The sequence below is a fragment of the Longimicrobium sp. genome, from assembly GCA_036377595.1.
Classification (GTDB): Bacteria; Gemmatimonadota; Gemmatimonadetes; order Longimicrobiales; family Longimicrobiaceae; genus Longimicrobium.
The window spans coordinates 1-22,354 of record DASUYB010000074.1 but is presented as its reverse complement, the minus strand read 5'-3'; the positions used below and the strand labels follow the sequence as shown (position 1 = coordinate 22,354).

Annotated in this window: 20 protein-coding genes; 4 read left to right on the top strand and 16 right to left on the bottom strand. The window is 71.6% G+C overall.

Features of this window, described 5'->3' with window-relative positions; genetic code table 11:
- Positions 1-161: 161 nt before the first annotated feature.
- Entirely contained in the window at positions 162-767 is a 606-nt protein-coding gene (locus VF092_10620; protein HEX6747733.1) for a ribonuclease H, read from the bottom strand.
- A gap of 273 nt (positions 768-1,040) precedes the next feature.
- On the opposite strand from VF092_10620, the gene carA reads away from it, so the two are divergent.
- The 3 genes from carA (at position 1,041) to VF092_10605 (ending at position 3,399) form a co-directional block, all read left to right on the top strand.
- Positions 1,041-2,168: a glutamine-hydrolyzing carbamoyl-phosphate synthase small subunit gene (carA, locus tag VF092_10615; protein HEX6747732.1), complete on the top strand. Its 1,128-nt coding sequence runs from the start codon at positions 1,041-1,043 to the stop codon at positions 2,166-2,168.
- Between the two features lie 257 nt (positions 2,169-2,425).
- A complete protein-coding gene (locus VF092_10610; protein HEX6747731.1) occupies positions 2,426-2,719 on the top strand; it encodes an HU family DNA-binding protein in 294 nt (97 codons plus the stop codon).
- A gap of 374 nt (positions 2,720-3,093) precedes the next feature.
- The gene (locus VF092_10605) at positions 3,094-3,399 is read left to right on the top strand and encodes a hypothetical protein (GenBank protein HEX6747730.1); all 306 of its coding nucleotides are present in this window, start codon (positions 3,094-3,096) and stop codon (positions 3,397-3,399) included.
- 186 nt (positions 3,400-3,585) lie between these two features.
- Here the strand turns inward: VF092_10605 and VF092_10600 are convergent, their stop codons facing one another.
- The 7 genes from VF092_10600 to VF092_10570 form a co-directional block, all read right to left on the bottom strand.
- A complete protein-coding gene (locus tag VF092_10600; protein ID HEX6747729.1) occupies positions 3,586-4,905 on the bottom strand; it encodes a hypothetical protein in 1,320 nt (439 codons plus the stop codon).
- 3 nt (positions 4,906-4,908) lie between these two features.
- The gene (locus VF092_10595) at positions 4,909-5,832 is read right to left on the bottom strand and encodes a hypothetical protein (GenBank protein ID HEX6747728.1); all 924 of its coding nucleotides are present in this window, start codon (positions 5,830-5,832) and stop codon (positions 4,909-4,911) included.
- Between the two features lie 71 nt (positions 5,833-5,903).
- Positions 5,904-6,611 (bottom strand): TetR/AcrR family transcriptional regulator, encoded by a 708-nt coding sequence (locus tag VF092_10590; GenBank protein ID HEX6747727.1) that lies wholly within the window; start codon positions 6,609-6,611, stop codon positions 5,904-5,906.
- Positions 6,612-7,122: 511 nt separating this feature from the next.
- On the bottom strand, positions 7,123-8,172 hold the full coding sequence (gene add / locus VF092_10585; GenBank protein ID HEX6747726.1) for an adenosine deaminase: 1,050 nt from the start codon (positions 8,170-8,172) through the stop codon (positions 7,123-7,125).
- 228 nt (positions 8,173-8,400) lie between these two features.
- Complete coding sequence (locus VF092_10580; GenBank protein HEX6747725.1) at positions 8,401-9,555, bottom strand: hypothetical protein; 1,155 nt, start codon at positions 9,553-9,555, stop codon at positions 8,401-8,403.
- A 215-nt stretch (positions 9,556-9,770) separates the two neighbouring features.
- Positions 9,771-10,505, bottom strand: a complete 735-nt coding sequence (locus VF092_10575) for a rhomboid family intramembrane serine protease (protein HEX6747724.1) — start codon at positions 10,503-10,505, stop codon at positions 9,771-9,773.
- Between the two features lie 96 nt (positions 10,506-10,601).
- Positions 10,602-11,606 (bottom strand): carbon-nitrogen hydrolase family protein, encoded by a 1,005-nt coding sequence (locus VF092_10570; protein ID HEX6747723.1) that lies wholly within the window; start codon positions 11,604-11,606, stop codon positions 10,602-10,604.
- Positions 11,607-11,839: 233 nt separating this feature from the next.
- On the opposite strand from VF092_10570, the gene VF092_10565 reads away from it, so the two are divergent.
- Positions 11,840-12,529, top strand: coding sequence for a hypothetical protein (locus VF092_10565; GenBank protein ID HEX6747722.1), 690 nt, complete (start codon positions 11,840-11,842; stop codon positions 12,527-12,529).
- A 101-nt stretch (positions 12,530-12,630) separates the two neighbouring features.
- Here VF092_10565 and VF092_10560 read toward each other — a convergent pair whose 3' ends face one another.
- The 8 genes from VF092_10560 to VF092_10525 form a co-directional block, all read right to left on the bottom strand.
- Positions 12,631-13,182: a class I SAM-dependent methyltransferase gene (locus VF092_10560; protein ID HEX6747721.1), complete on the bottom strand. Its 552-nt coding sequence runs from the start codon at positions 13,180-13,182 to the stop codon at positions 12,631-12,633.
- 984 nt (positions 13,183-14,166) lie between these two features.
- Entirely contained in the window at positions 14,167-15,153 is a 987-nt protein-coding gene (locus tag VF092_10555) for a DUF4332 domain-containing protein (GenBank protein HEX6747720.1), read from the bottom strand.
- A gap of 52 nt (positions 15,154-15,205) precedes the next feature.
- Entirely contained in the window at positions 15,206-15,598 is a 393-nt protein-coding gene (locus VF092_10550; GenBank protein HEX6747719.1) for a hypothetical protein, read from the bottom strand.
- A 105-nt stretch (positions 15,599-15,703) separates the two neighbouring features.
- Entirely contained in the window at positions 15,704-16,642 is a 939-nt protein-coding gene (locus tag VF092_10545) for a hypothetical protein (GenBank protein ID HEX6747718.1), read from the bottom strand.
- Positions 16,643-16,675: 33 nt separating this feature from the next.
- Entirely contained in the window at positions 16,676-17,728 is a 1,053-nt protein-coding gene (locus VF092_10540; protein ID HEX6747717.1) for a hypothetical protein, read from the bottom strand.
- Positions 17,729-17,771: 43 nt separating this feature from the next.
- Positions 17,772-20,330 (bottom strand): S8 family serine peptidase, encoded by a 2,559-nt coding sequence (locus VF092_10535; protein HEX6747716.1) that lies wholly within the window; start codon positions 20,328-20,330, stop codon positions 17,772-17,774.
- Positions 20,331-20,448: 118 nt separating this feature from the next.
- On the bottom strand, positions 20,449-21,654 hold the full coding sequence (locus VF092_10530) for a transglycosylase SLT domain-containing protein (protein HEX6747715.1): 1,206 nt from the start codon (positions 21,652-21,654) through the stop codon (positions 20,449-20,451).
- Between the two features lie 10 nt (positions 21,655-21,664).
- The coding region (locus VF092_10525) for a hypothetical protein (protein ID HEX6747714.1) at positions 21,665-22,354 on the bottom strand (690 nt) is incomplete at its 5' end.

Here is a 22,354-nt window from a genome sequence, read left to right as displayed (position 1 = left end):
CTCCTCCTCGGGAGAAGAGGGATCAAACAACTTCCAAACCCAACAAACCCGCGCCCGATCATCCCTGGCGCAAGCAAGGAACCTTTCGCCGGACATTTCTAAATCAACCAAACCCCGGACTTTTCTAAATCAACGAGACAGAACCGGCGGGACGTCCCGCATCACCCCCGCGGCAGCTTGCGCGCGGCCTTGAACTCGTAGCGCTCGGGGGGCATGGGGAAGAAGTCGAGGTACCGCTCCTTCTCCTGCTCGTCGGCGATCCACTCCTCGAACTTCGAGGGGACCAGGCCGCCGCTGTCGAGCTGCTTCGAGGCGGCCTGGATGGCGCGGAAGTTGGCGTACTCGTTCTGGGGATGGCCGGCGTGCCCCTTCACCCACTTCCACTCGATCTGGTGGCGGCTGGCGACGGGGAGGAGCCCCTTCCACAGCTCCAGGTTCTCGATCTCCCCCGTCTTGCGCTTCCATCCGCGCGCGGCCCAGCCGTGCACCCACTCCGTCATCCCGTCGACCAGGTAGCGGCTGTCGGTGGTGAAGACGACGCGCGACGGACCCTTGAGCGCGGCCAGGGGCACGAGCGCGCTCCGGATCGCCATGCGGTTGTTCGTCGTGTCGGGCTCGGAGACCCAGAAGTCGCGGCGGATCCACCCCTTGTCGGGGTGCCAGTATTCCACGACGCCCGCCGCGCCGCCGGGACGTGCCTTGTTCTTGAACTGGTTTCCCAGGCAGCTCTCGTCGGCGTAGACGAACACCAGCGGCAGGTCGGGCATCAAGGACGAAGTGCGAAAGTGCGAAGGTGCGAGAGTGCGAAAGTAGCTGGCGGACAAGGCGTTGGCGTCGGCGTGCGGGCGCGGAGACGCGGTTCACTCTCGCACTTTCGCACTGTCGCACCTTCGCACCCGTCGCGGCGCGCACGAATCTATCCCCCGCGCCGCCGCCCGCCAGCCGCGACGGTTGACAGCCGCCGCCGCGCCGGTAGATTCACGCGGCCCGCAAACCCGCGGCGTCCAAGGACTTGTACAACGTTGGGAGAGGAGACGGGGGTGGGCGAGCCCGCGGTGCTGATGCTGGAGGACGGCCGGACCTTTCACGGCGAGCAGTACGGCGCCCGCGGGACGGCGCTCGGCGAGGTGGTGTTCAACACCTCGATGACCGGCTACCAGGAGGTCCTGACCGATCCCTCGTACACCGGCCAGCTCGTCACCATGACCTATCCCCTCATCGGCAACTACGGCGCGAACCCGGAGGACCAGGAGTCGGCGCGGCCTCAGGTGGCCGGGTTCGTGATCCACGAGGCGCCGCCCGTCTACAGCAACTGGCGCGCGCGCGAGTCGCTCGACGCCTACCTGCAGCGCCACGGCGTGGTCGCCATCTGCGGCGTCGACACGCGCGCGCTGACCCGCCACATCCGCTCGCTCGGCGCCATGCGCGGCGCCATCGCCCCGGCGTCGGCCGACCGCGACGCGCTGCTGGCGGAGATCCGCGCGGCGCCGGAGATGTGCGGGCTGGACCTGGCCGACGAGGTGTCGACCCACGAGCGCTACGTCGTCCCCGCCGTGGGGGACACGCGCTACCGGGTGGTGGCGTACGACTTCGGGGTGAAGAGCCACTCGCTGCAGCTCCTGGCCCAGCGCGGGTGCGAGGTGACGGTGATCCCCAGCACCACGCCGGTGGACGAGATCCTGGCGGCCGACCCCGACGGGCTGTTCATCTCCAACGGCCCGGGAGATCCCGAGGCGGTGCCGCACGCGCTCGACACCATCCGCGAGCTGTCGGGGCGCGACACGCCGGTGTTCGGCATCTGCCTGGGGCACCAGCTGATCGGCCGCGCCTTCGGGGCGGAGACGTACAAGCTCCTGTACGGCCACCGCGGCGGGAACCATCCGGTGCGCCGGCTGAGCGACGGCGCCGTGGAGATCACGGCGCAAAATCACGGGTTCGCCGTGCGCGGCGGCGTGGACGGCGTTCCCGGCGCGCCGGAGCTCAAAGTGACGCACCTCAACCTCAACGACGGCACCGTGGAAGGGCTGGAGCACGGCTCGCGGCCGGTGTTTTCGGTGCAATACCACCCCGAGAGCGCCCCGGGACCGCACGACTCGCGCTATCTCTTTGACCGGTTTGTGGATGAGATGGAGCGGCGCTCCGCGATGGCCGTCGGAGAGGATGCTTGACGGAACAAACGGCTCGGATTATCCTTCGGCCGTATAAGTCACCGTCTGCCACTTCGTTACGCACTCTCGCCCCCGCGAACGGCGCCCGCCGTGCTCCGGCCCGCTACGATGTTCCGCAGCCCCGGTCCCGACGTGATCCGCCCCAAAACGGTTGGCGCCAAGTGGACGGTGCCGTACCCAGCCGGTGACCGCGCTCGCCGCGCGCCCGACACCCGGGGCCACGCCCCAGTCTCTCAGAACCCCCCAGGAGGAGCTTCATGACCAAGGCGGATCTTGTCCAACGGGTCGCCGACACCATCGGCCCTGGCGTCACCAAGCGCGACTGCGCCGTGGTGGTGGACGCGTTCCTGAACAGCATCAAGGACGCGATGGGCGAGCACCAGAACATCGAGATCCGGGGCTTCGGCACCTTCAAGGTGCGCGAGCGGAAGAGCCGCCTGGCGCGCAACCCGCGCACCGGCGATCCGGTGGAGGTGCCGCCGCGCGCCGTGCCGGTCTTCAAGCCCTCGAAGGAGCTCCGGGCCCTCGTCGAGGAGCGGCCGCTCGTCTGACGCGCGGTCCGTCTCTCGCTCCGGCAGTACCTGCGCCCGCCCCGATTCGCCCCGGGGCGGGCGTTTTTCCGGGTGCGAGAGTGCGGAAGTGCGGAAGTGCGGAAGTGCGGAAGTGCGGAAGTGCGTTGGGATTTGCGCGGTCGCTCGTTCCGCGCCTTCCTCGCACTCTCGCACTCTCGCACTCTCGCACTCTCGCACTCTCGCACTCTCGCACTCTCGCACTCTCGCACTCTCGCACTCTCGCACTCTCGCACTCTCGCACTCTCGCACTTCCGCACTCACGCACTTCCGCACTCACGCACTTCCAATCGTGGCACATCATCTGCCCGTCGCACCCGCGGGACTGTTCCGGACCGGTCGACGGGAGGCCACGCATGCTGCTGCAGGAAGTGCTGACCGAGCTCCCCGCGGAGGAGGTGATCACGCGGGCGCGCGATTTCTTCACCCTCCGCTTCACGCCGTACGCCGGGTTCGCCGAGGAGTCGGGCGACACCTGGATCAAGTTCACCACCGAGGCCGGTGACCTGACCATCGGCGTGGGCGCGCAGGGCGAGCGGCGGCTGGTGCGCGGCTCGACGTCGCGGATGCACCACGAGCTCTCGCAGTTCCTGGCCACCCTGGCGCCGCCCGAGGAGGTGCGCCAGAGCATCCCCGGCCCCGGCGCCAGCGGCGCGGGGTGACGAGCTGGAGATGATGCGATGAAGATCGGGCGGCTTTCCACGCGGAAAGTCGGCCCATTCGCGTCCGATACCCGCTTGGAGTTCACACGGAGGGAACGGAGGAAACGGAGATGAGTTTCCCCGTTTCCTCCGTTCCCTCCGTGTGAGCCCATTCTGTTTTGGATCCCCTCTCCAGGAGACGGTGCGTCACGTCCGCAACGCGCATCCCCCCGCATCGACCCGGCGGGGGACGCGCATGGGGCTGCCGCCGCTCGCGTCGACGATCACCTGCAGCGCGGGGCGGACGACGGGGAGCCGCATCGCCATCCCCAGCATCGCCGTGGCGAGGTTGACGTGCTCGAGCGCCCGCGCCAGCGCCGCGACGCCGTCTTCCTCCACTCCTCCATCTCCCGGCTTGTAGGTGATGCGGCTCAGGTCACGCGATGGATGCTCCTCCGCGGGGACGACGATCAGACCGACGGGACGCAGCCGCTCGATCGCGCGCCCCAGCGGCGAGCACCGGTCGCAGCCGGCGGAGACGTAGAGGCGCGCTGGCTCCGCATCCCCCGCCAGCGAAGGGTGCCACGGCCGCCAGCGCGGCAGCCACGCGCGCACGTGGCGGCGATACTCCTCCCACGGCGCGCCGAAGCGGCCGCCCAGGTCGTCCGCTTCGTCCCACGCCGCGAGACCGGCGGAGTAGACGACCGACATCGCCCCCGCCGCGATCACCCACGGCCGCCCCGTGGCCGCGCCCCAGGCGGCCAGCACCAGCGCGGCGGACAACTGCATCGGGTTGGCTACGTAGGCGTACGGCCCGCTCCGCACCAGCCGCGCGGGCGGGTCGTACGGCAGCGGCGTCCCCCCGCCGCGCGTGGCGAACTCGTGCACCGCGGCGACGCCGAGCAGCGCGGGGATGGCGACCAGCTGCAGCGCGGCGGAGAGCGAGACGGGCGCGGCGAAGCGGAGATCCAGCCACGGCGCCTGGCTCCGGATGGCGGCGTCGATCGCCGCCGGCACCGTCCACAGCACCAGCACGGCGAAGCAGGCCACCTGCAGCGCGGCGCGCGCGTACAGCCGCCGCCCTTCCGCCGTCCACGCACCCAGCAGCCACGCGGGGACGAAGCCGGCGGCGATCAGCAGCGCCTCGCCGCGCAACCAGCCGTCTCCCAGGCGCAGCAGCGGCTCCAGGCGCGGCATCAGCATCAGGTCCAGCCACAGCGCCAGCGCGGCGGCGACCCACGCCGGCGCGCGCGGCATCGCCAGGCGCGGCACCAGTCCCCACGCGGCGATCCAGCCGAGCAGGAAGGCGACGGGCATCCCCATCCACTGCGCCGGGCCGGGCGCGAACGCCCACCAGCCGAGGCGGAGCGCCAGCGCGTTCACCGGCGGCACCATCGCCATCACCCACACGGCCGACAGGAGGAGCCCGGTGCGCTCCCGCGGGCCCGGCCGCCGCGCGATCCACAGTCCCGCAGCGGCCGCGACGGGGACGGCGACCGCCAGCGTCTCCATCATCTCCCTGCCCATGCGTCACATCCCCGCGCGCGGCGTGGCGAGCGCGTCGACCAGGTAGCCCGCGGCGACGCCGACGCCGTAGCGCTCCAGCGGTCCGAAGTACCACGCCGGGTCCAGCCGCCGGCGGTAGCGCAGCGTCCACCGCACCTCCGTGCCGCCCGCCACCCCGCGCCACCGCACCTCGGCCGAGCGCCACGCCAGCCAGTGCGTCACGTACGAATCGTCGGAGACGGGGACGAACAGCGCGCGGCCGGGCTCCGCCGCGCGCACCGCCATCACCAGCGCGCCGGGATGGTGGCCGTGCGCGAGCACCACGCTGCGCCGGTCGCCCACGCGCAGCCCGGCGCCCTCCGTCGCCGCCGGGGTGGGGAAGCCGAGACGCAGGAACGCGGGGAGCGGCCGGTCGAACCGCATCGGCCCCGCCAGCGCGTACTCGACTTCGTCCGGCGCTGCGGAGACGACGCGCGTCACCGTCACCGCGGCCTCGCGCGGGAACTCGAAGCGCGGCACCACGCCCTCCATCGCGGGGACGGCGGCGGCGAGCAGGACGAGGGCGGGGAACGACGCGAAGCCGGCCCGCCCTTCGCGCTGCCGCCGCTTGGCCGCGCGGTCGCTGCTCACGCCCACCAGGATCGCGACCAGGTAGATGATCGGCGCGGCCATGATCAAGCAGACGGTCGCCTCGCCCATCACGATCGCCGCGATCAGCAGCGCCAGCGTGGTGGCGCGCAGGACGGTGCCGGTGGCGCTGCGCGGCTCGCCCGTGTACGCCACGGCCACGGCCAGCAGCGCAGGGATGCCGACGAACACGAGCGCGGTATGCTGCGTGTTCGTGTAGATCATGAGGCGGAACGCCACGCTCGCCACCGTTGCGCCCGCGATCAGGCCCAGGAGCCTGCGCCGCTCGGCCTTCGCCTTCTCGGGTCCGATGTTCTCCATCATGGATTGGCTCCGGTGCTCCGCCGAGCCATCAGCCCGGGCGGGGGTAGGGGGATCGGGGGAATCAGACTTCAACCGCTCGCCGGCGCAGCCTCCGCTCCGTCGAGGTCGGGGAGGAGCCCGGCGTCGCCCAGCAGCGTCGTCAGCCGCGTGCGCAGCGACTTCATCAGCGGCAGGCGCACCAGCTTCAGGGTGGAGATGAACAGCGCGATGCCGCCGTCCGCCAACCGGTGCGTCCGCTCCTGGCCGGGGGACTTGTCGTAGAGGAAGTAGAGCAGGACGCCCATGTGCATCGCCCACAGCATCAGCGCGGCGGTGGCGCGGAAGTCCGCGGGGACGTCGGCGTCGCGCAGCGGCCGCGCGAACGTGGCGATGCTGCGCAGCTGGATGCCGCGCGTGGCCGGCCCCAAGAAGCTGAGCGGGTGCTCCGGCTCGCCGGTGAAGCGCAGCAGCGCGCCCAGCAGGCGGCGGTCGCCCGCGAGCATGTCGAGCTTGGAGTGGAAGGTCGCCGCCAGCCGGTCGCGCAGGGCGCGGTGCGCGCCGACGGCGTCTTCCACCAGCCGGTTGTGCTCGTCCTGCACGGCGTCGTAGTAGGCCATCACGATGGCCTCCTTGCTGGGGAAGTAGTGGTACGCCGCCCCCAGCGACATCCCCGCGGCCGCGGCCACGTCGCGCATCGTGGTCGCGTCGAGCCCCTTCTCGCGGAACAGCGAGAGCGCCGCCCCGTGCACCCGCCGCTTCGTCTCCTCGCCCTTCGGCGTCTTCGTGGATTTGAACATGTTCAATATTCTACGCGCAGCGAATTCGGTCGTCAAGGATTTTGTTGAACGCGTTCAAAAAAGAAAAGAGTCCCCGAAGTGACGTGCGCGCCGAAGTTCTCTCAACCGCGTCATCGGGTGATGGTTGCTGTGCAGGCGAGCCCGAGTGCGTGACCTCGGCCGAAAGGCGTGACACGGGATGTAGCGAAGCGGAGGGGAACTGGAGGATGCGGTGGCGCCGGATCTTACGTCGCGGCATGGAGGGTGAACGGGGAGTACTGCCAGTCGGACTGATATGCCGGAAATTTCCGGCATATCAAATCTGAACGAAGGGAGGAGCCGAAGGCCCGTCCAAGGACCGGGGGCGACGGACACGAACGTGCTCTCACCGGCATCGATCCCCCCGATGACGCAGTTGGCGATCTTCGCTTCGCGCTCGTGGCGTGGGTTCATCGCAACCATCGACACCGCTCCACAAAAGGGGCCGGCTCCCGCGCGGGGAGCCGGCCCGATGGTGGTCAGATCTGGAACGTCAGACGGCGACGGCGGGCTCCTCGGAGAGCGCGGCGATCTCGTCGGCCACCTGGGCCAGCATCTCCAGCTTGCGCGGGCGGTGCATGAACGAGCTCTTGAAGCCCATCAGCGAGATGTCCACCAGCTCCTCCCAGGTGAAGCCCAGGTGCCGGTGCGCGCGCCAGTACTCCTCGGTGACCGTGGTGGCGCTCATCAGCCGGTTGTCGGTGTTCAGCGAGAGCACCAGCCCGTAGTCGTAGTACTGCCGCAGCGGGTGCGTGGCGAAGCTCTCCACCGCCTTCGTCTGCACGTTGCTGGTCAGGCAGATCTCGATGGGGATGCGGAAGTCGTTCATGAAGCGCATCAGGTCGGGGTCTTCGAACAGCCGCGTGCCGTGCCCGATGCGGTTGGCGCGGCAGTAGTGCAGCGCCTGATGGATGCTCTCGGCCCCGTACGCCTCGCCGGCGTGGATGGTGGCCGCCATGTTCTTGTTGATGACGGTGTAGAACGCGTCCTTGTGCTTCTTCGCGGGATAGTTGTACTCCGCGCCCGCCAGGTCGAACGCCACCACGCCGCGGTCCTTGTACGCCACCGTGAGGTCGGCCAGGTCGCGCGAGGTGGCCGGGTCCATGTTGCGGATCCCGCAGATGATGATGGCCGTCTCGATGCCGAACTCCTCCTGCGCGCGGCGGAGCCCCCGCAGCGGCGCGTCGACCGCCTCGGTCAGCGGCAGCCCATCGCGCGTGTTGAGGATGGGCGAGTAGCGGATCTCGGCGTAGCGCACGTTCTCGCCGGCCAGGTCCTCGGCCAGCTCGTAGGCGATGCGCTCCAGCGCCTCGGCCGTCTGCATCACCGACAGCGTGATCTCGAAGCGCTCCAGGTACTCCACCAGGTTCCGCGCGTCCTGCACGTGCATGTAGTCGCGCAGATTCTCCGGGTCGTGCGCCGGCATCTTCTTCCCGTACTCGGCGGCTAGCTCCAGCATGGTCTCGGGCCGCAGCGACCCGTCCAGGTGCACGTGCAGCTCGGCCTTGGGGAGCCGGTGCAGCAGCTCTCTCGTCACGTCCATGTCGCCTCTTCCGCTTTGGGTCTTTGCAGGGCCGCGCGGCGTCTTCGATGGGTGGAACGACGTCGGCGGGAGCCGCGCGGCGGCGGGGCGGGACCTCCGGGTACGCGAACGGGTGGCGTCCCCCCGGAGGGGCGCCACCCGCGTCGGAAGGTCAGATTACCGACCCGGTGTGGGATTCTACAGTTCCCCTCCGCCCCGCGCAACCGGATCGCCGCCGCACCGAAGGCGTCAGGCGGGATGCGCTCGACGGGCCTGCCGGAGGAGAAAAGTCATCCGCATCGCGGAGAGCAGGAGGAGACCGCCCCAGATCGATCCCCACACCCACCGCCACCCGGCGAACGGCGATGCGGACGAGAGCGGCGCCGCGGGCTGGTTCCACGGACGCACCACCGTCGCCCACGCCAGGAACGCCTCGCCGACAGGGAGCTCGCCGAACGCGTAGGACCGGCGGCCGCCCCACTCTATCGGCACGCCCAGCACCTCGGGCGAAGCGCGCAGGTCGGCCGCCGCGTCGGCGTGCCCGGTGATCCGCGCCGCCGCGATTCCCACGATCGAAGCGGGCGCGCTCACCCCGAGGAGGATGGGACCCGAGTCCACGTCCTCGCCCCCGCGGGCGCCGCGCGGGAACTCGCGCGCGGCCGGCAGCAGGCCGGCGAAGCGGGTGGCGAACGTCCGCTCGAACCCACGGTACTGCGCGCCCGCCGCCGCGGGGTCGATCTCGTACACGAACCGCGTCATCAGCGCCACCGACTCGCCGCGCGGCAGCGGAGAATCGGCCGCGTGCGGGATGAGCCCGGTCGCACGGTCCGCCCGCGCGAGCGTGGCGCGCAGCCAGGCTTCGGCGGTGCGCGTGTAGCGCGGGTCCAGCAGGGTGCCGCAGGAGCGGAGGACGGCCGCGCCCGCCGCGTTGTCGGCGGGCCACGCGTCACCCTCGTACGAGTCCAGGAACGGGCCGTGGGCGCGGAATGCGGAGTCCAGCCGCTCGCACGCCGCGCGGAACGCGGTGTCGCGCTCCGCGCCGCCGGCCAGGTGCAGGACGCCGGCGCGCAGGTGTCCCGTCCAGCCCTCGTAGAACACGCCGTGCGGAAGCCCGCCCGCCGGCCCGTATCCCGCGCGCGAGGCGGGTGCGTCCGCGAGCGCGAGCGCGCGGCGTGCCTCCGATAGTGCTCGCGCGCGTGTATCTACGTCCGTCGTGCCGCGCCCGATGTCCACCCAGGCGAGCCCGTAGAGCGCCAGGGTGAAGACGCGGCCTTCCGGAAACAACTCCTGCATCGCGTTGGCCTGCGCCTCCAGGCCGTCCTCCAGGTGCGCGAGCTGCGCGATGGCGGTGCGGGTGCCCGCGTCCGTCGCGGGATCCGGCGCCAGCAGCGCCCGGCCGAGCATCAGCGCCGAGAACAGGAGAGCCAGTGCCCACCCGAACGCCCGTAACCCAGGGCGGGACGGCCGGCGTTTGCGTGTGTGGGACTGGATCACGACGGAAGCGGGATCTGACGGAGTGGTATTCCCGTGATGTGGAAGGGACTACGGCCGCGCAGGCGCACGGTTTCGACGGCGCAGCGCGGCCTCTTGTCCGCAGATCATCGGAGATGAGCCGCCGGTCACAGCCTCCACTCGTCTCGCGCCACCTGCTCGCGCGAGAGGAGGACGTGGTGCCGGCGAGCCTCCACCAGCCTGCGGTTCTCGAAGACCTTGATCAGCACCACGCCCGCCACGAACCCGCCTACGTGCGCCCACACCGCCACGCCGCCGGTGTCGCCCCCGCCCAGGCTCCCCACGCCCGCCAGCAGCTGGAAGGCGAACCAGTAGATCAGGAAGAACCAGGCGCGCACGTGGAAGATGAACAGCGGCGGGAACCAGGTTTGCACCCGCGCCTGGGGATAGAGGACGACGTACGCTCCCATCACGCCGCTGATGGCACCGCTGGCGCCCACCGCGGGGATCTCGCTGGCCGGCGACAGCAGGACGTGCGCGAGCCCGGCCACGATCCCGCAGATGAAGTAGAAGAGGATGAAGCGGGTGTGGCCCATCGAGTCCTCGATGTTGTTCCCGAACACCCACAGGAACAGCATGTTGCCGAGGATGTGCTCCCATCCGCCGTGCATGAACATCGACGTCAGCAGCTCCGCCCACCCCAGCCCGCTCTCGCTGCGGCAGGGGATCGCGCCCGTCAGCTCGCACGGCTTGGTGCCGAAGACCAGCACCGACTGCTCCAGCACCCGCTGGTCCATCCCTGCGCCCTGCAGCAGCACCCACGCGCCCAGGTTCAGCGCGATGAAGGCCAGGGTGATGATGGGCCTGAGCTCGGTGGGGTTCTCGTCGCGAAGGGGGATCAACGTGCGCTCCGGTCCGTGGTTGAGCCCCGTCCGCCGGGGCCGCGTCCAGCCATCTGCAAGGGCGGAGCCGGGCGGCGCCAGCCCTTTCTCGCCATGTCAGACGATGTCGAGTCCCGAAACCTCCATCCCCGCGTCACCTCGCCCGTCCTGAGACGCGTGCAGCAGCGGGCGCGGCGTGCGGTCGACGGTCAGCCGGAAGATGTCCGGCCGCGCGTAGTGGCCGGCGAGATCGAGCTGCCAGCGCGGGCCGCGGAGGTGCGCCGGGTCCACGTCGGCGTAGAGGATGGCCTCGCGCTCGAGCACCGGCTCGGCGGCCCACTTCCCGTCGGGGTCGGCGATGGCGCTGCCGCCGGGATTGATCCACTCCAGCCCGGCCGGGAGGTAGTCGCGCTTGAACGGGTACCGGTCGGGGATGGAGTCGCGGTGCACCACGCTGCACGCGCCGGCGACGTACATCCGCCCTTCCTTCCCCAGGTGCCGCAGCGTGGAGAGCCAGGGCTCGCCGTGGTCCCACGTCGGCGCGGCGTACAGCTCCACGCCGGCGGCGTAGAGCGCGTATCGCGCCAGCGGCATGTAGTTCTCCCAGCACACCAGGCCGGAGAGGCGTCCGATCTCCGTGTCGTGCACGCCGAGCGTGCTCCCGTCGCCGGGCGCGTGCACCAGCCGCTCGCCCGCGGTGGGTACGAGCTTGCGGTGCGTGCCGATCACGCCACCGTCGGGTCCAACATACAGGATGGAGTTGTAGAGGCTGGTGCCGCTGCCCTCGGCGTTCAGCTCGTTGATCCCCATCGCCACGAACGCGCGGGCCTCGCTCGCCGCCTGGCCGAGCCGCTCCGTCACCGGGCCGGGGACGGCGACGGCGTTGTCCAGCAGCTCGGCGTAGAGCGCGCGCAGCGGCCGGGTGTGCCCGGCCGGGATGTGCCACACCCAGAACGGGTAGGTGGGGATGAACGCCTCGGGGAAGACGACCAGCCGCGCGCCGTCGGCCGCCGCCTCGGCGATCAGCCCGCACGCCTTCTCGACGGTGGCGTCGCGGTCGAGGAACACGGGCGCGGCCTGCACCGCCGCGATGCGGAAGGGGGGCGAGTCGGAGCGCAGCATGAGTCCTCCCGGAACCGGTCCATCCGCAAGCTACGCTCGCGATCCCGTTCATCAAGCTGCAGCAATCCTCCGGTCGGGCTGAAGGTGACGATGCGAGGATCGAATCGGACGCGAATGTGTGTATCTGGGTGACGACTCTGTCCAAATGACCGGCGTCTCGTTAAGTTGCCGGTCCTCACATCTCATCACGATCCGAACAAATCTGGCGGACTTCGAATCGGGAGTGCGGCATCATGATCGATACCGTGACTCTGGTGAGCATCGTGCTGTCGGCGGTCGGCGCGGGCGGCGGCCTGCTTCCGGCCGTGCGGAAGATCCGCGCCCTCGCGCGGGAGCGGCGCCGCAGGCGGGACACGCGCGAGACGCCGCAGGAATTCTATTACCGGAGCTGCCTCGTCGCGCTGCGAGTGGTCGTTCCAGACCGGGAGTACGTCCAAAAGCGCGAGGCGGTACTCGTGGCGCGCAGGGATGGACTTGTCCGGGTGCCCTGGGGATCGCGCCCGTACGGTGAGATTCAGGTCATCGACGAGCACGTTACGTCGCCCGACCCGGCGCTCGCGCCAGCAATCGTGGATGCCGAGGCGACGGTCGATCAGAGCGACGGCTGGACGCGGCGCTACATGCAGTTCGGACGCCCCCTGCGACGCAACCAGGAGGCGCACTTCGCGCACGTGCAGACTACGGTCGTTGTGGGTAAGCCGCTGGAGCACTTCCTGCGATGGTCACCGGTGGCGCGGTGCGATCATACTACGCTCCAGGTAGCGTTTGCCGGGCGCCCTCCAGAATCCGTCCGGTATTCGGCGCACGGCCCTACAGGCGAGGAGCTTGAGGGAGCGCCGGTGGCACTGGACGTGATCACAGGTGCCTACACCGTGCAGATTGACAACCCCATTCCGGGGCGCTACTATAAATTACGCTGGTGACACAGCCAGGGAGATCCGATGGACATCTGGAACTGACGATCGCACCGCGATCTCGAAGGGGCCCGAGCAACACGCTCGGGCCCCTTGTCGTTGGCTGCGAGCTACGCGGCGTTCCGCCGCGCGCCCCAGAGGAGGCGGCCGCGGAAGCGCGCGAGCGAAGGGGCGGAGCGCCACGGCAGCCGCCGGCCGAAGGAGCGCACCGGGTGCGAGAGGAGCTGGCTGACCGGCGTCTCGTACACGAACCAGCCGCCGGGCGCCAGCACGCGCGTGATCTCCGCCAGCGCCTGCTCGGGGCGCGAGATGTGGAAGCAGGTGCCGAAGTCCAGCACCACGTCGAACGAGGCGTCGGGGAAGGGCATCGCGCGGACGTCGTCGTGCACCAGCTCGGCTGCCACGCCGCGCTCGTCCACGTGCCGCCGCGCGTCCGCCAGCGCGTCACCGTCCACGTCGAGACCGACGAGGCGCGCGGGCGCGCAGAGCTTCGCGATGGGCGGCAGCGCCATCCCCCTGCCGCAGCCCACCTCCAGGATGCGTCCGCCGCGCGGGATGCCGAGCGCGTGGATGAGGGCGGGCACCTCGAGATACTCCTGCATCAGGTTCCGGCGCGGGACGCTGGCGAACGGCCGGTAGCGCTCGGGGGCTGGCGTGCTCATGGGCGCGGCTCCGTGGTGCGGGGGGATCGAAACGCACGGGGATCATCTTACAGCGAATCTACCCGAGGTACCCAGGATTCCGTTCCGCGCCGCGCCGCCATCGCGACGAAATGCGGACGGCCTCCGCCAGCAAGCTGGGGAGGCCGCCCCGACCCCGGCAACGCCACCCGCCCGGTCCGCCGCCGGCGGTCCGGAAGACCGGACCGCCGCGCCGCCTTCCGGCGCCCCCTTCGCAGGGTGCCCTCCTCGGCCGGCAGCCGTGGCGATCCACGCCGCGCCCTGCGCGGTCCCGCGGGTGACGCCTCGCGCTCTCCGCGCTCGCTCCGGCTCCTGGCCTGGGCCGTGTCTCCCCCGGCGGATGCCGGGGCGGCGTGCCCTGTTCCAGGCGGTCGCGATGCGGTCGCGCTCGGCTCGCCGCGGGCCGCCCGGGCCGTGGCCGGGGATCGTGCAGGGGTCGCCGCGCGGGCCGGCCGCCGCCTTGTGGCCGGCCTTCGGGGTGGTGTCCCCGTGGTGGCGGACTTCCCTCCGGCGCGGTCCCGCCGCGTGGCCTTCCCATTCGGCTTCCTCGCCGTGCCCTCGCCCGGTCCCGGTGCAGGACGGACGTGAACCCCACGTCCTCCCCGATTCCGGCCCCGCCGGGTGGTGCCCTCACCGGGCCGTGCCTGGGCTCCGCCGCCGGTGCCCTGGCGTTTCCGCCGTGCAGGTCGCCAGCGCCGGCGGTGCCGGGTGGCGGAGCCGTGCGTACTCCGTTCGGGTCCGTGCGGCCTCGCTTCGGCCGTGCCCGGCTCGGGACGAGCCTCGTCCCGAGACCGCCCCCCCGGTGCCCGTGGGCCGCTGGCGCGGGCGGGTCCGTGGGGGAACGTCGATTTGTCTCCAGTCCTGAGTCCGAAGTCCTAAGTCCTAAGTCCTAAGTCCTAAGTCCTAAGTGCCCAGTGCCCAGTGCCCAGTGCCCAGTGCCCAGTGCCCAGTGGCGGGTGGCCGGTGTCACGCTGTGTCGACGCTGACCGTGACCGGGGTGGGATCGGGCGCGGGGACGGGCTCGGGGAGCGGCGCGCGGCCCAGGAAGTTGCGCGCGGCGCGGACCCAGGGGGTCATCGTGGCGGCGTCGACCAGCGCCACGCGCTTGCGGCCGGTGCGCTGCACCTGCGCGTTGAAGGCGGGCGCCAGCACAGCCGGGTCCTGGTCGGCCAGGGTCGCCAGGCTGCGCACGCCGATCTCGTACAGCACGCCGGCGATCCGCCCGTCGATGTCGCGGATGGTCAGCAGCTGCGCGTGCGCCAGCCACTCGTCCACGCGGTAGCGGTCCACCTGCAGCACCGACGCCAGCTCCACCGAGCCGCGCACCCGGCCGCCCGCGTGCAGCAGGTCGCCCACCGTGTAGATCCCCTGCTCGTTCAGCTGCTGCCGGAGCTGGCGGCCGATCCCCCGGATCTCCTCGACCCCGGCCGTGGGCGTGTACTCCACCGGGCTCCACGCGCCCGCCGTGGTCTGCTTGGGGACGGGCACCACCGTCATCTTCACGTTGCTCACCGCCGACGGGTCCACCCGCTCGCCCGGCTGGATGAAGCGGTACTCCACCGTGCCCAGCGGCGTCACGTTCACCGCCACCTTCGCGTCGATCGAGAACTCGCGCACCGCGAAGTCGGTGAGCGGGTTCGACAGCCCGGAAAGCCGCGCCTGCAGCGTGTCGAGCGAGTGGCCCACCGCGCTGGCGAAGTCGTCGGGCTCGCGGCCGGCGCGCGCCCGGGTCTGCCCCAGCTGGTCCCGCAGCGTGGCCACCGTCCCTTCCAGCGCCACGATCTTCTCGCGGCTGCGGAGATCCTGGTCCTGCAGCGACACCAGCTGGCTGCGCAGCGCCGTGTTGGCCGTCTGCAGCTCGCTCACCTTCGCCTGCAGCGCGGAGATGGTCTGGTACGGGTCCTCCGCCGCGGTCTCGGCCAGCGTGGCGCCGGAGACGGAAACGCCGCTCATCGGGATCTGCGGCCGGGGCGAATCGGGAGTGTCGGACATCGGAGCACCCGATCTATGGTTCGGCGGGCTCGGTGCCCGCGTCCTTGATGGTCAGCGGCCCGCGCGGGCCCATCAGCAGCCGCACCCGCACCCCCGCCGACGCCTCGTAGCCGTACAGCCCCACCATCGTGGCGTCGGCCGTGCGGCAGAACAGGCGGCCGTCGCCGGTCTGGCCGCCGGCCACCGTGGCCGACATCTCCAGCTCCAGCGCCACCCGGTTGAACGCGAACCAGAGCGGCGGCACCGCCAGCGTGCCGTCCTCCGCCGCCTGGAACGCCCGCGCCCGCTCCTCGGTGCGCAGGTCGAGCTGCTCCTGCGCCAGCGCCACCGCGTCCACCGTGGCCGACAGCAGCCGCCCGAACTCCACGCCGATCGGCGGGGCGGCGGGTGTGGTCTCCTTGCTCATCGCCTGCTCGTCCTCGGTCTCCCCCGCGAAGGGGACGGGGGGATGGTGGTCCGCGCCGGGCCGGGGCGGAGATGTGTCTCCCTCCGCCTCCCGCGCGCGGGGGGATCAGAAGGTGACGGTGGTGCTGTTCTGGATGATCCCGATCCGCGCGGTGACGACGAAGTCCTTCGCCCGGGTGTCGCCCGGGTTCCCCTCGGCGTCGGGGACGAATTCGCGCCGCAGCGTGATCTCCACCAGCCCGTTGGCGTCGGTCGTCTTCTTCGCCGGGTCGGAGTACGACCACGACACGCCCTCGCTGTCGATGGCCAGCGTCTTCCCGGCGATGGCCTCGCCCGTCATCCGGTGGTAGCCCAGGAGCACCGAGAGCGTGCGCCCCACCAGCTTGCCGCCCGCGTCCTTGAGGTCCTTGATCTCGCCGGGGATGATGGACAGCCGCGGCCCCTGGATCACCTGGTTGGGGCGGGGGACGGTCACGTCGGGGCGCGGGGTGAGCTGCGCGTTGGCGCGGACGCGGCCGTACGACAGGTCCTCGCTGGCCTCCGTCTTGGTGGAGGTGCTGGTTCCCGACGCGGAGAAGTTCCCCGACCCCGTGGCGAAGCCGATCCCGAAGAGCCCGCCCAGCTTGATCCCCACGTTGCTGCGGGTCTGCGAGGTGTCGGTGCTGCTGGTGCTCTCGCTCACGAACTCGCGGGCGATGAACTCGCCCTGCAGCCGCACCTGGCTCCAGCGGTAGAAGGTGGGGTCGATGAAGTTCACCAGCGGCAGCTGCAGCGAGTGCGCCTTGCTGGTGGTCAGCACCCCCGAGTCGTTGTAGGTCTTCTCCTCCACCGCCACCACGTCCACCAGCGTCTCGGCCAGCGCGGTGGCGCTCGCAGCCGAGGTCTTGTTCAGCAGCTTCTGCGTCTGCGCCACGGCCTCGCCCGTCTTCTTGATCAGCTCGCCGAACGCCAGCCCGGCGGCCCTGCCCTCGCCGGAGACGTCGGAGGTCTGGCTGGTGGCCAGCACGGTGCCCGAGAGCCCGGCCGGCAGTTCAGTGTCCGCCATATCGATGCTCGCTTTCCTGTGGTTGCCGTCGGGTCAGAGGACGAAGTCGGTGGTGCGGGTGATGGCGCCCAGGCGCACGGTCAGCCGCGCCTTCACGGGCGACGAGAAGCGCTCGTTGGGGATCTGCCGGGTCACGATCACCCTGATCTCGCCGTCGGCGTTGGTGGTGCTGCCGGTGAAGGGGGCGGTGGAGACGAAGGAGAAGCCGAACTGGTCGCACTCCACCCCCAGCGGCCGCGACGGGTTGGGCGAGCCGTCGGCCTTGCGCACCGAGACGACGATGGGGATCGAGCGCTCGATCTCCTTGCCGTTGTCGAGCTTGTGCTCGATCTGCCCCTGCGCGAAGAAGATCTGCGGGCCGATGGTCACCTGCGACGGCGCGGTGAACTTCTCGGTGCGCCGCGGCGCCAGCAGCGCGTCCATCCGCACCTGGCCGGTGGCCCAGTTGGCCTCGGTGCGGCTCTGCTGGGTCACGCTTGTGGTCTGCGAGTGGGCGTCCATGTCGAACCACCCGATGAACCCCCACAGCGAGCCGCCGCCCATGTTGATGGAGCCCTGGTTCTGGCGGAACTGCACCCCCCGCTCCGAGTCCAGCGCGCCCACCTCGAAGTCCATCGACACGGCCACGCTCTTCCACTCGTGGACCTCGGGGGAAAGGAAGTTGATCAGCGACACCTCCTCGGTGACCAGCTCGGTGTTGGCCGCGTCGGGAAGCCCGTCGTCGTTGATCTTCTGGATGACGTCGGTGACCACCTTGATCTTCGTCTGGCTCAGCTCTTTCGCCGTGTCGATCAGGCTCCTGTCCAGCGCCTCCTGCGAGCTGGCCACGCCCTGGCCCACGGCCAGGAGGACGTCGCCGAAGGTGGGGGCGATCTTCGTCAGCCCCGGCGTGACGTCGGCGCTCAGCGCCAGCGCGCCGGTGGCCAGCCCCGCGGGCTGGAAGTCGGCCGAGAAGCCGCCCACGGGAAGGGACGCGCCCACGCTGGCCAGCGCGGTGGAAACGTCGGGGAGCGCGTCCGCGGGCTGCTCCCGCTCCTCCGGCTCGGGCGCGGGCTCGGAGGCCCGCGGCTTCTTGCTGTCTGCCATCTCGTGCTCCTTGTGTTCGGAAGGTGGGGGGGATGGAGGTGGATCAGGAATCGGGGAAGAGGTCGGCCAGGCGGATGCGCGCCAGGCGCGTGCGGTCGAACACCGAGGCCAGCGGCGCCAGCCCGGCCGCCGCGCTCCGCCACGCTTCGTCGGCCACGCCGGCGGGCGCGGCCGGGGCGCCGACCTCCGCCAGGGTCAGGGTCAGCGGCACGCCCGCCGGCCGCGCGGCCGAGGCGAGGTCCAGCGCGGCCAGCCGCTCGCGCAGCGCCACCAGCCGCTTGCCGCGGAGCCCCGTGCGCGCGGAGATCTCGCCGTCGGCCAGTCCGGCGAGCGCGCCGACCGTCCCCGCGCCGGCGTCGGCCAGCCGGCGCGCCGCCGTGGTGCCGATCCCCGCCAGGAAGCCGACGGGGAGGTCGATCGTGGGCGAGGCGGGGAAGGCGAAGGCCAGCGCGAAGGGCTGCGGGCCCACGGGAACGTTGACGGCGGTGACGCGCAGCACGTAGTCGCCCGGCTGCGCGGCGGGGAGGTCGATCACCTCCACCGTGTTGGCGCGGTCGGGCGAGCCCGCCGTGCCGGCGGGGTGGTTCCCCCACACGCGGGTGCCGCCGGGGCCGATCAGCGCCAGGTCCAGGTCGTTCACCAGCCGCTCGCCCGGCGCGTCGTACCAGGCCAGGACGGCGCGGACGGCGCCCGGGCGGCGGAGGGCGAAGCGGTGCTCGCGCACCTCGCCGGTCGCCATCCCCGGCGCGTCCTCCACCAGGCGGACGGTACGACCGCTCTGCTTCGGCGCGCACCCCGCCCAGTGCAGCCGGCCGAACCCGGCGGCGGCGCGCGGCTCCTCGCCGGCGCCGTCGCGGCGCAGCACGGGGCGGGCGCCCAGCACCAGCAGCGCCTTCACCGCCGCGCCGCCGGGAGCGTGTCCGAGATGCGCCTCCCACGCCTGGCGCACGATCGCGGCGAATCCCCCCGCCACGCCGTTGGCCATCGACGTCCCCCCGAAGTACATGTAGTAGGGAAGCGGGCTGGCCAGCCCCCACCCATTCTGCCGGCAGACGGAGGAGCGCGGCGCCACCAGGTTGGTTCCCGGCGCGCAGACGTCGGGCTTGATCCGCCCGTCGGCCGTGGGCCCCGCGGAGGAGAACATCGCCAGCTGCGCGGGGTCGCCCGAGACGGCGTCGGCGCGGTCGGCCGGGTTGCGGTAGCGCTGGACGGACGCGTCCATGTCGCCCCAGCTGCCGCGGATCCCCACCCCCGACGCGGCGCCCTCCGTCGCGCCGACGGCGACGACGTTCTTCGCCGACGCGGGGGCGTAGAGCGTTCCCCCGTCGCGCAGGCGGTCGCCGTCCCGGTCGCACCCGTCGTTGCCGGCGGCGAAGAGCACCACCGCGTCGGGGTTCTCGCGCAGGAAGAGGTCGGCCTCGTAGCAGTCGTCCGTGTACTTCCCCTGCGCCGGGTCGCCCCACGAGTTCACGTGGATGCGGGCGCCCTGCTCGCGGGCCTCGCGGAAGAGCGCGCGCAGGTCCAGCGGGCGCCCGCTCAGGTAGTAGCCGGAGGGGATCCGCGCCGCGTAATCGGAGCGGATGTCGGTGTACTGCTCGATCGACTGGAAGACGAGCCCGGCCCCCGGCGCGGTGCCGCGGTGCCGCGCCTCGAGCGCGCCGCCGCCGGCGGCCAGCCCGGCCACGTGGGTGCCGTGGCCGCTGTTGCGGTCCGCCGGCCCGTCGTCGGCGCCGGGCGCCTTGACGAACGGGCCCCACGACGGGTTGATGGGCCAGCTGCGGATGAAGCGCAGGCGGCCGCGGAAGTCCGGGTGCAGCCCGGCGCCGTCGGCGCCCACGTCCAGCCCCGTGTCGGCCACGGCGATCACCTGGCCGCTGCCGGTGAGCGCCGGGTCCGCGCCGGAGAGGCCGAGCGCGTCGGCCGTCGTCGCCGGCGCGGCGGCCGTCGCCGTCTGCACGGTGACGGGGACGCGCGCGGGGTCCACCAGCTTGACGCCGACCACGTCGCGGATCGCCGCCGGGTCGCCCGTCCAGCGAACGCGGAGCTTGGACGACGACGCGTCCAGCACCTCCATCCCCATCTCCCTGAGCTCCTGGACGACGCGCTCGCGATCCTCGCGGCTGAAGCAGACCACGTCGTACAGGTCGGGGGGGACGACGGCGCGGGGGTGATCCGACGCCTCGTCGAGCCCGCGGCTGCAGTGCTCCTGCAGGTACGGCTGCGCGCCGACGATGAAGGGAAAGCCGGCGCGGAGCGCGTCCGCGTCCATCCCCTCGGGAAGGCGGAGGCAGGCGCCGAAGCGCGGGCACCAGAAGCGCACCTCCACCCCCGCCGCGGCCAGCGCGTCGCGCCACTCCTGCGCCACCGGCCCCGCGAAGCGCACCAGCGTGTGCGGCGCGTCGTCCAGCTCCCACTCGCCCTCGGGGATGCGCACCGGCTCGCCGTGCACGGAGATGGTGTCGTCGGTGATCACCTCCACCTCGTCGGCGGGGATGCCGGCGGGGACCGCATCGCCCTGCACCAGCACGAAGGCGGGGTAGCGGGCGACCACGCGGAGCCCCCGCAGGAGCTCCTCGCGGCCGCGATCTATCAATGCATACATCGCATTCAGCCCCGGTTCGAGGACCTGGTCGATGATGAAGACAGGGGACGCCGTGGTTTCTTCATCCCCCGATTCCCCCCTCTCCCGAATCGCCGGGGAAGGGGAGATCAGCGGGGATTCAGGCGCCCGGCTGGGGGATCTCGAGGTGGTAGCCGGGGTCGCGCGGCGGGGTCAGGAAGAAGGCGACGCGCGGCTCGGACCGCACCGCCGCCTCGAACGCCGCGCGGTCGGTGATGGAGCTGGGCGCCACGTCGAACACGTTCAGCACGCGCGGGTCCGACGCGTGCCGCGACACCTTCGTGGGCCCGATGGCGATGATCTTCCGCTCCATCGCCGCCTTCACCTGGTCGGGCGCCGCGCCGCGCGCCTTGGCCTCGGCGTAGACGTCGATCACCTCGCGCCCCGCGCGGGCGTAGAGCTTCTTCTGATGCTCAACGCCGTGCCTCTCCAGGTTGTCGAACATCACCCGCGCCTGCTCCGCCGGCGGCCGCTGCGTGCTGGAGACGAGGCACCGCCGCAATCCGGCGGAGCGCAGGATCCCCTTCAGCACGCCCAGCGAGTACGGGGTCACCGCGTCCGGCCGCGCGCGCTCGGCGAAGTCGACCCGCGCGTCGCTCGGAGCCGCGGAGCCCGCGGGCGGCGGATTGCGCGGGGGCGGCGCCTGGGGGACGACCGGCGGCTGGAACCCCCCGCCCAGCAGCGTCGCGTGGCCGATCGCCGGCGCGGTGGGATGGCTGGCCATCACCGACACCGCGTCGTTGTAGAAGCGGACGAAGCGGTCGCAGTGCTCGGCGGTGCCAATGGGGAACTGCCGCAGCTTCCAGCGGTTCCTCACCCCGGTCTGGTGGGCCAGCTTCCCCGCGTTGTACGCCGCCGCCACCAGCGGCGGGTCGAACCCCGTCGTCCGCGCCTGGCGGGCGATGTAGCGGGCGCCGGCGTCGATGGCGTTGCGCGGCTGGCGCAGCCAGTCGCGCGTGATGCTCATCCGCATGGTCTCGCTGGCGGTGGAGATGAGCGTCTGCGTCAGCCCGATGCTCACCTTCCCGGGGGTGGCCCCGTCGCTCACGTAGCCCGGCTCCAGCCGCAGCGCGTCGGGGTTGCCGCCCGACTCGGTGCAGATGGTGGCCACGATCAGCGGGCAGGGCACCTTCGTGCTCTGCGCCACCTGGTTGATTGCGTCGCCGAAGGCGTTCCACACGCGGGCGACCATCGCCGGCCGCCCGCGGCTGCGCTCCACCCCCGAACCCTCGATCTCCACCCCTTCGGGCACCAGGCGCCAGCGGACGCTGTCCTCGAAGCCGTGCCAGTCGCGCAGGGAGGTCATCGTCCGCCCCCTAGATGCTGACGGGGACGGTGGCGTTCACCAGGTTCATCGACACCCGCAGGTTGGCGATGGCGGGCGTCGACGTGTCGGCCGTCATCCCCGAGCGCACCAGGGTGATCTTCAGTTCGCCGGTGCTGCTCGTGACGCCCCCGTTGGGGATGTTGAGCGACACCGACGCCGAGTCGCACTGCGCCTCCAGCGCCTTCCCCGCCGCGGGGCCGCCCGCCTTGGCGGTGAGCGTGGCGGTCACGTCGACCTCGCGGCGCACCACCAGCTTGGGGTCGGTGGTGGGCTGGCCGGCGGCGTCCAGCTCGCGCCGGTCGCCGATCACCAGCCGCAGCTTGGGCCCCTTCTGCACCAGGAAGGGCTGCGGCAGCGCGAAGTCCGGCCGCGGCTCGATCGTCGCCTCCATGTGCAGCCGGCCGGCGGCCTTGCGCTCGCTGCTCGACTTGCGCTCGGAGTCCTCGCTGCTCTTGATGTCGAGGTTGAAGCCGCCGCCCCCGCTGAACCCGCCCAGCAGCGAGTAGTCGAGCTTGGCGTTCACGTTGAAGTCGGTGCTCTTCTTCTTGATGTTCAGCCCGTTGGCGGTGTTGAACTCGCTGACCTCCATGTCGGCCGTCAGGTGCACCTGGGTGAACTGGTAGGCGGTGGGATGGAGGAACTGGATCAGCGGCAGCTTCATGGTCAGCGGCGTGGCCGT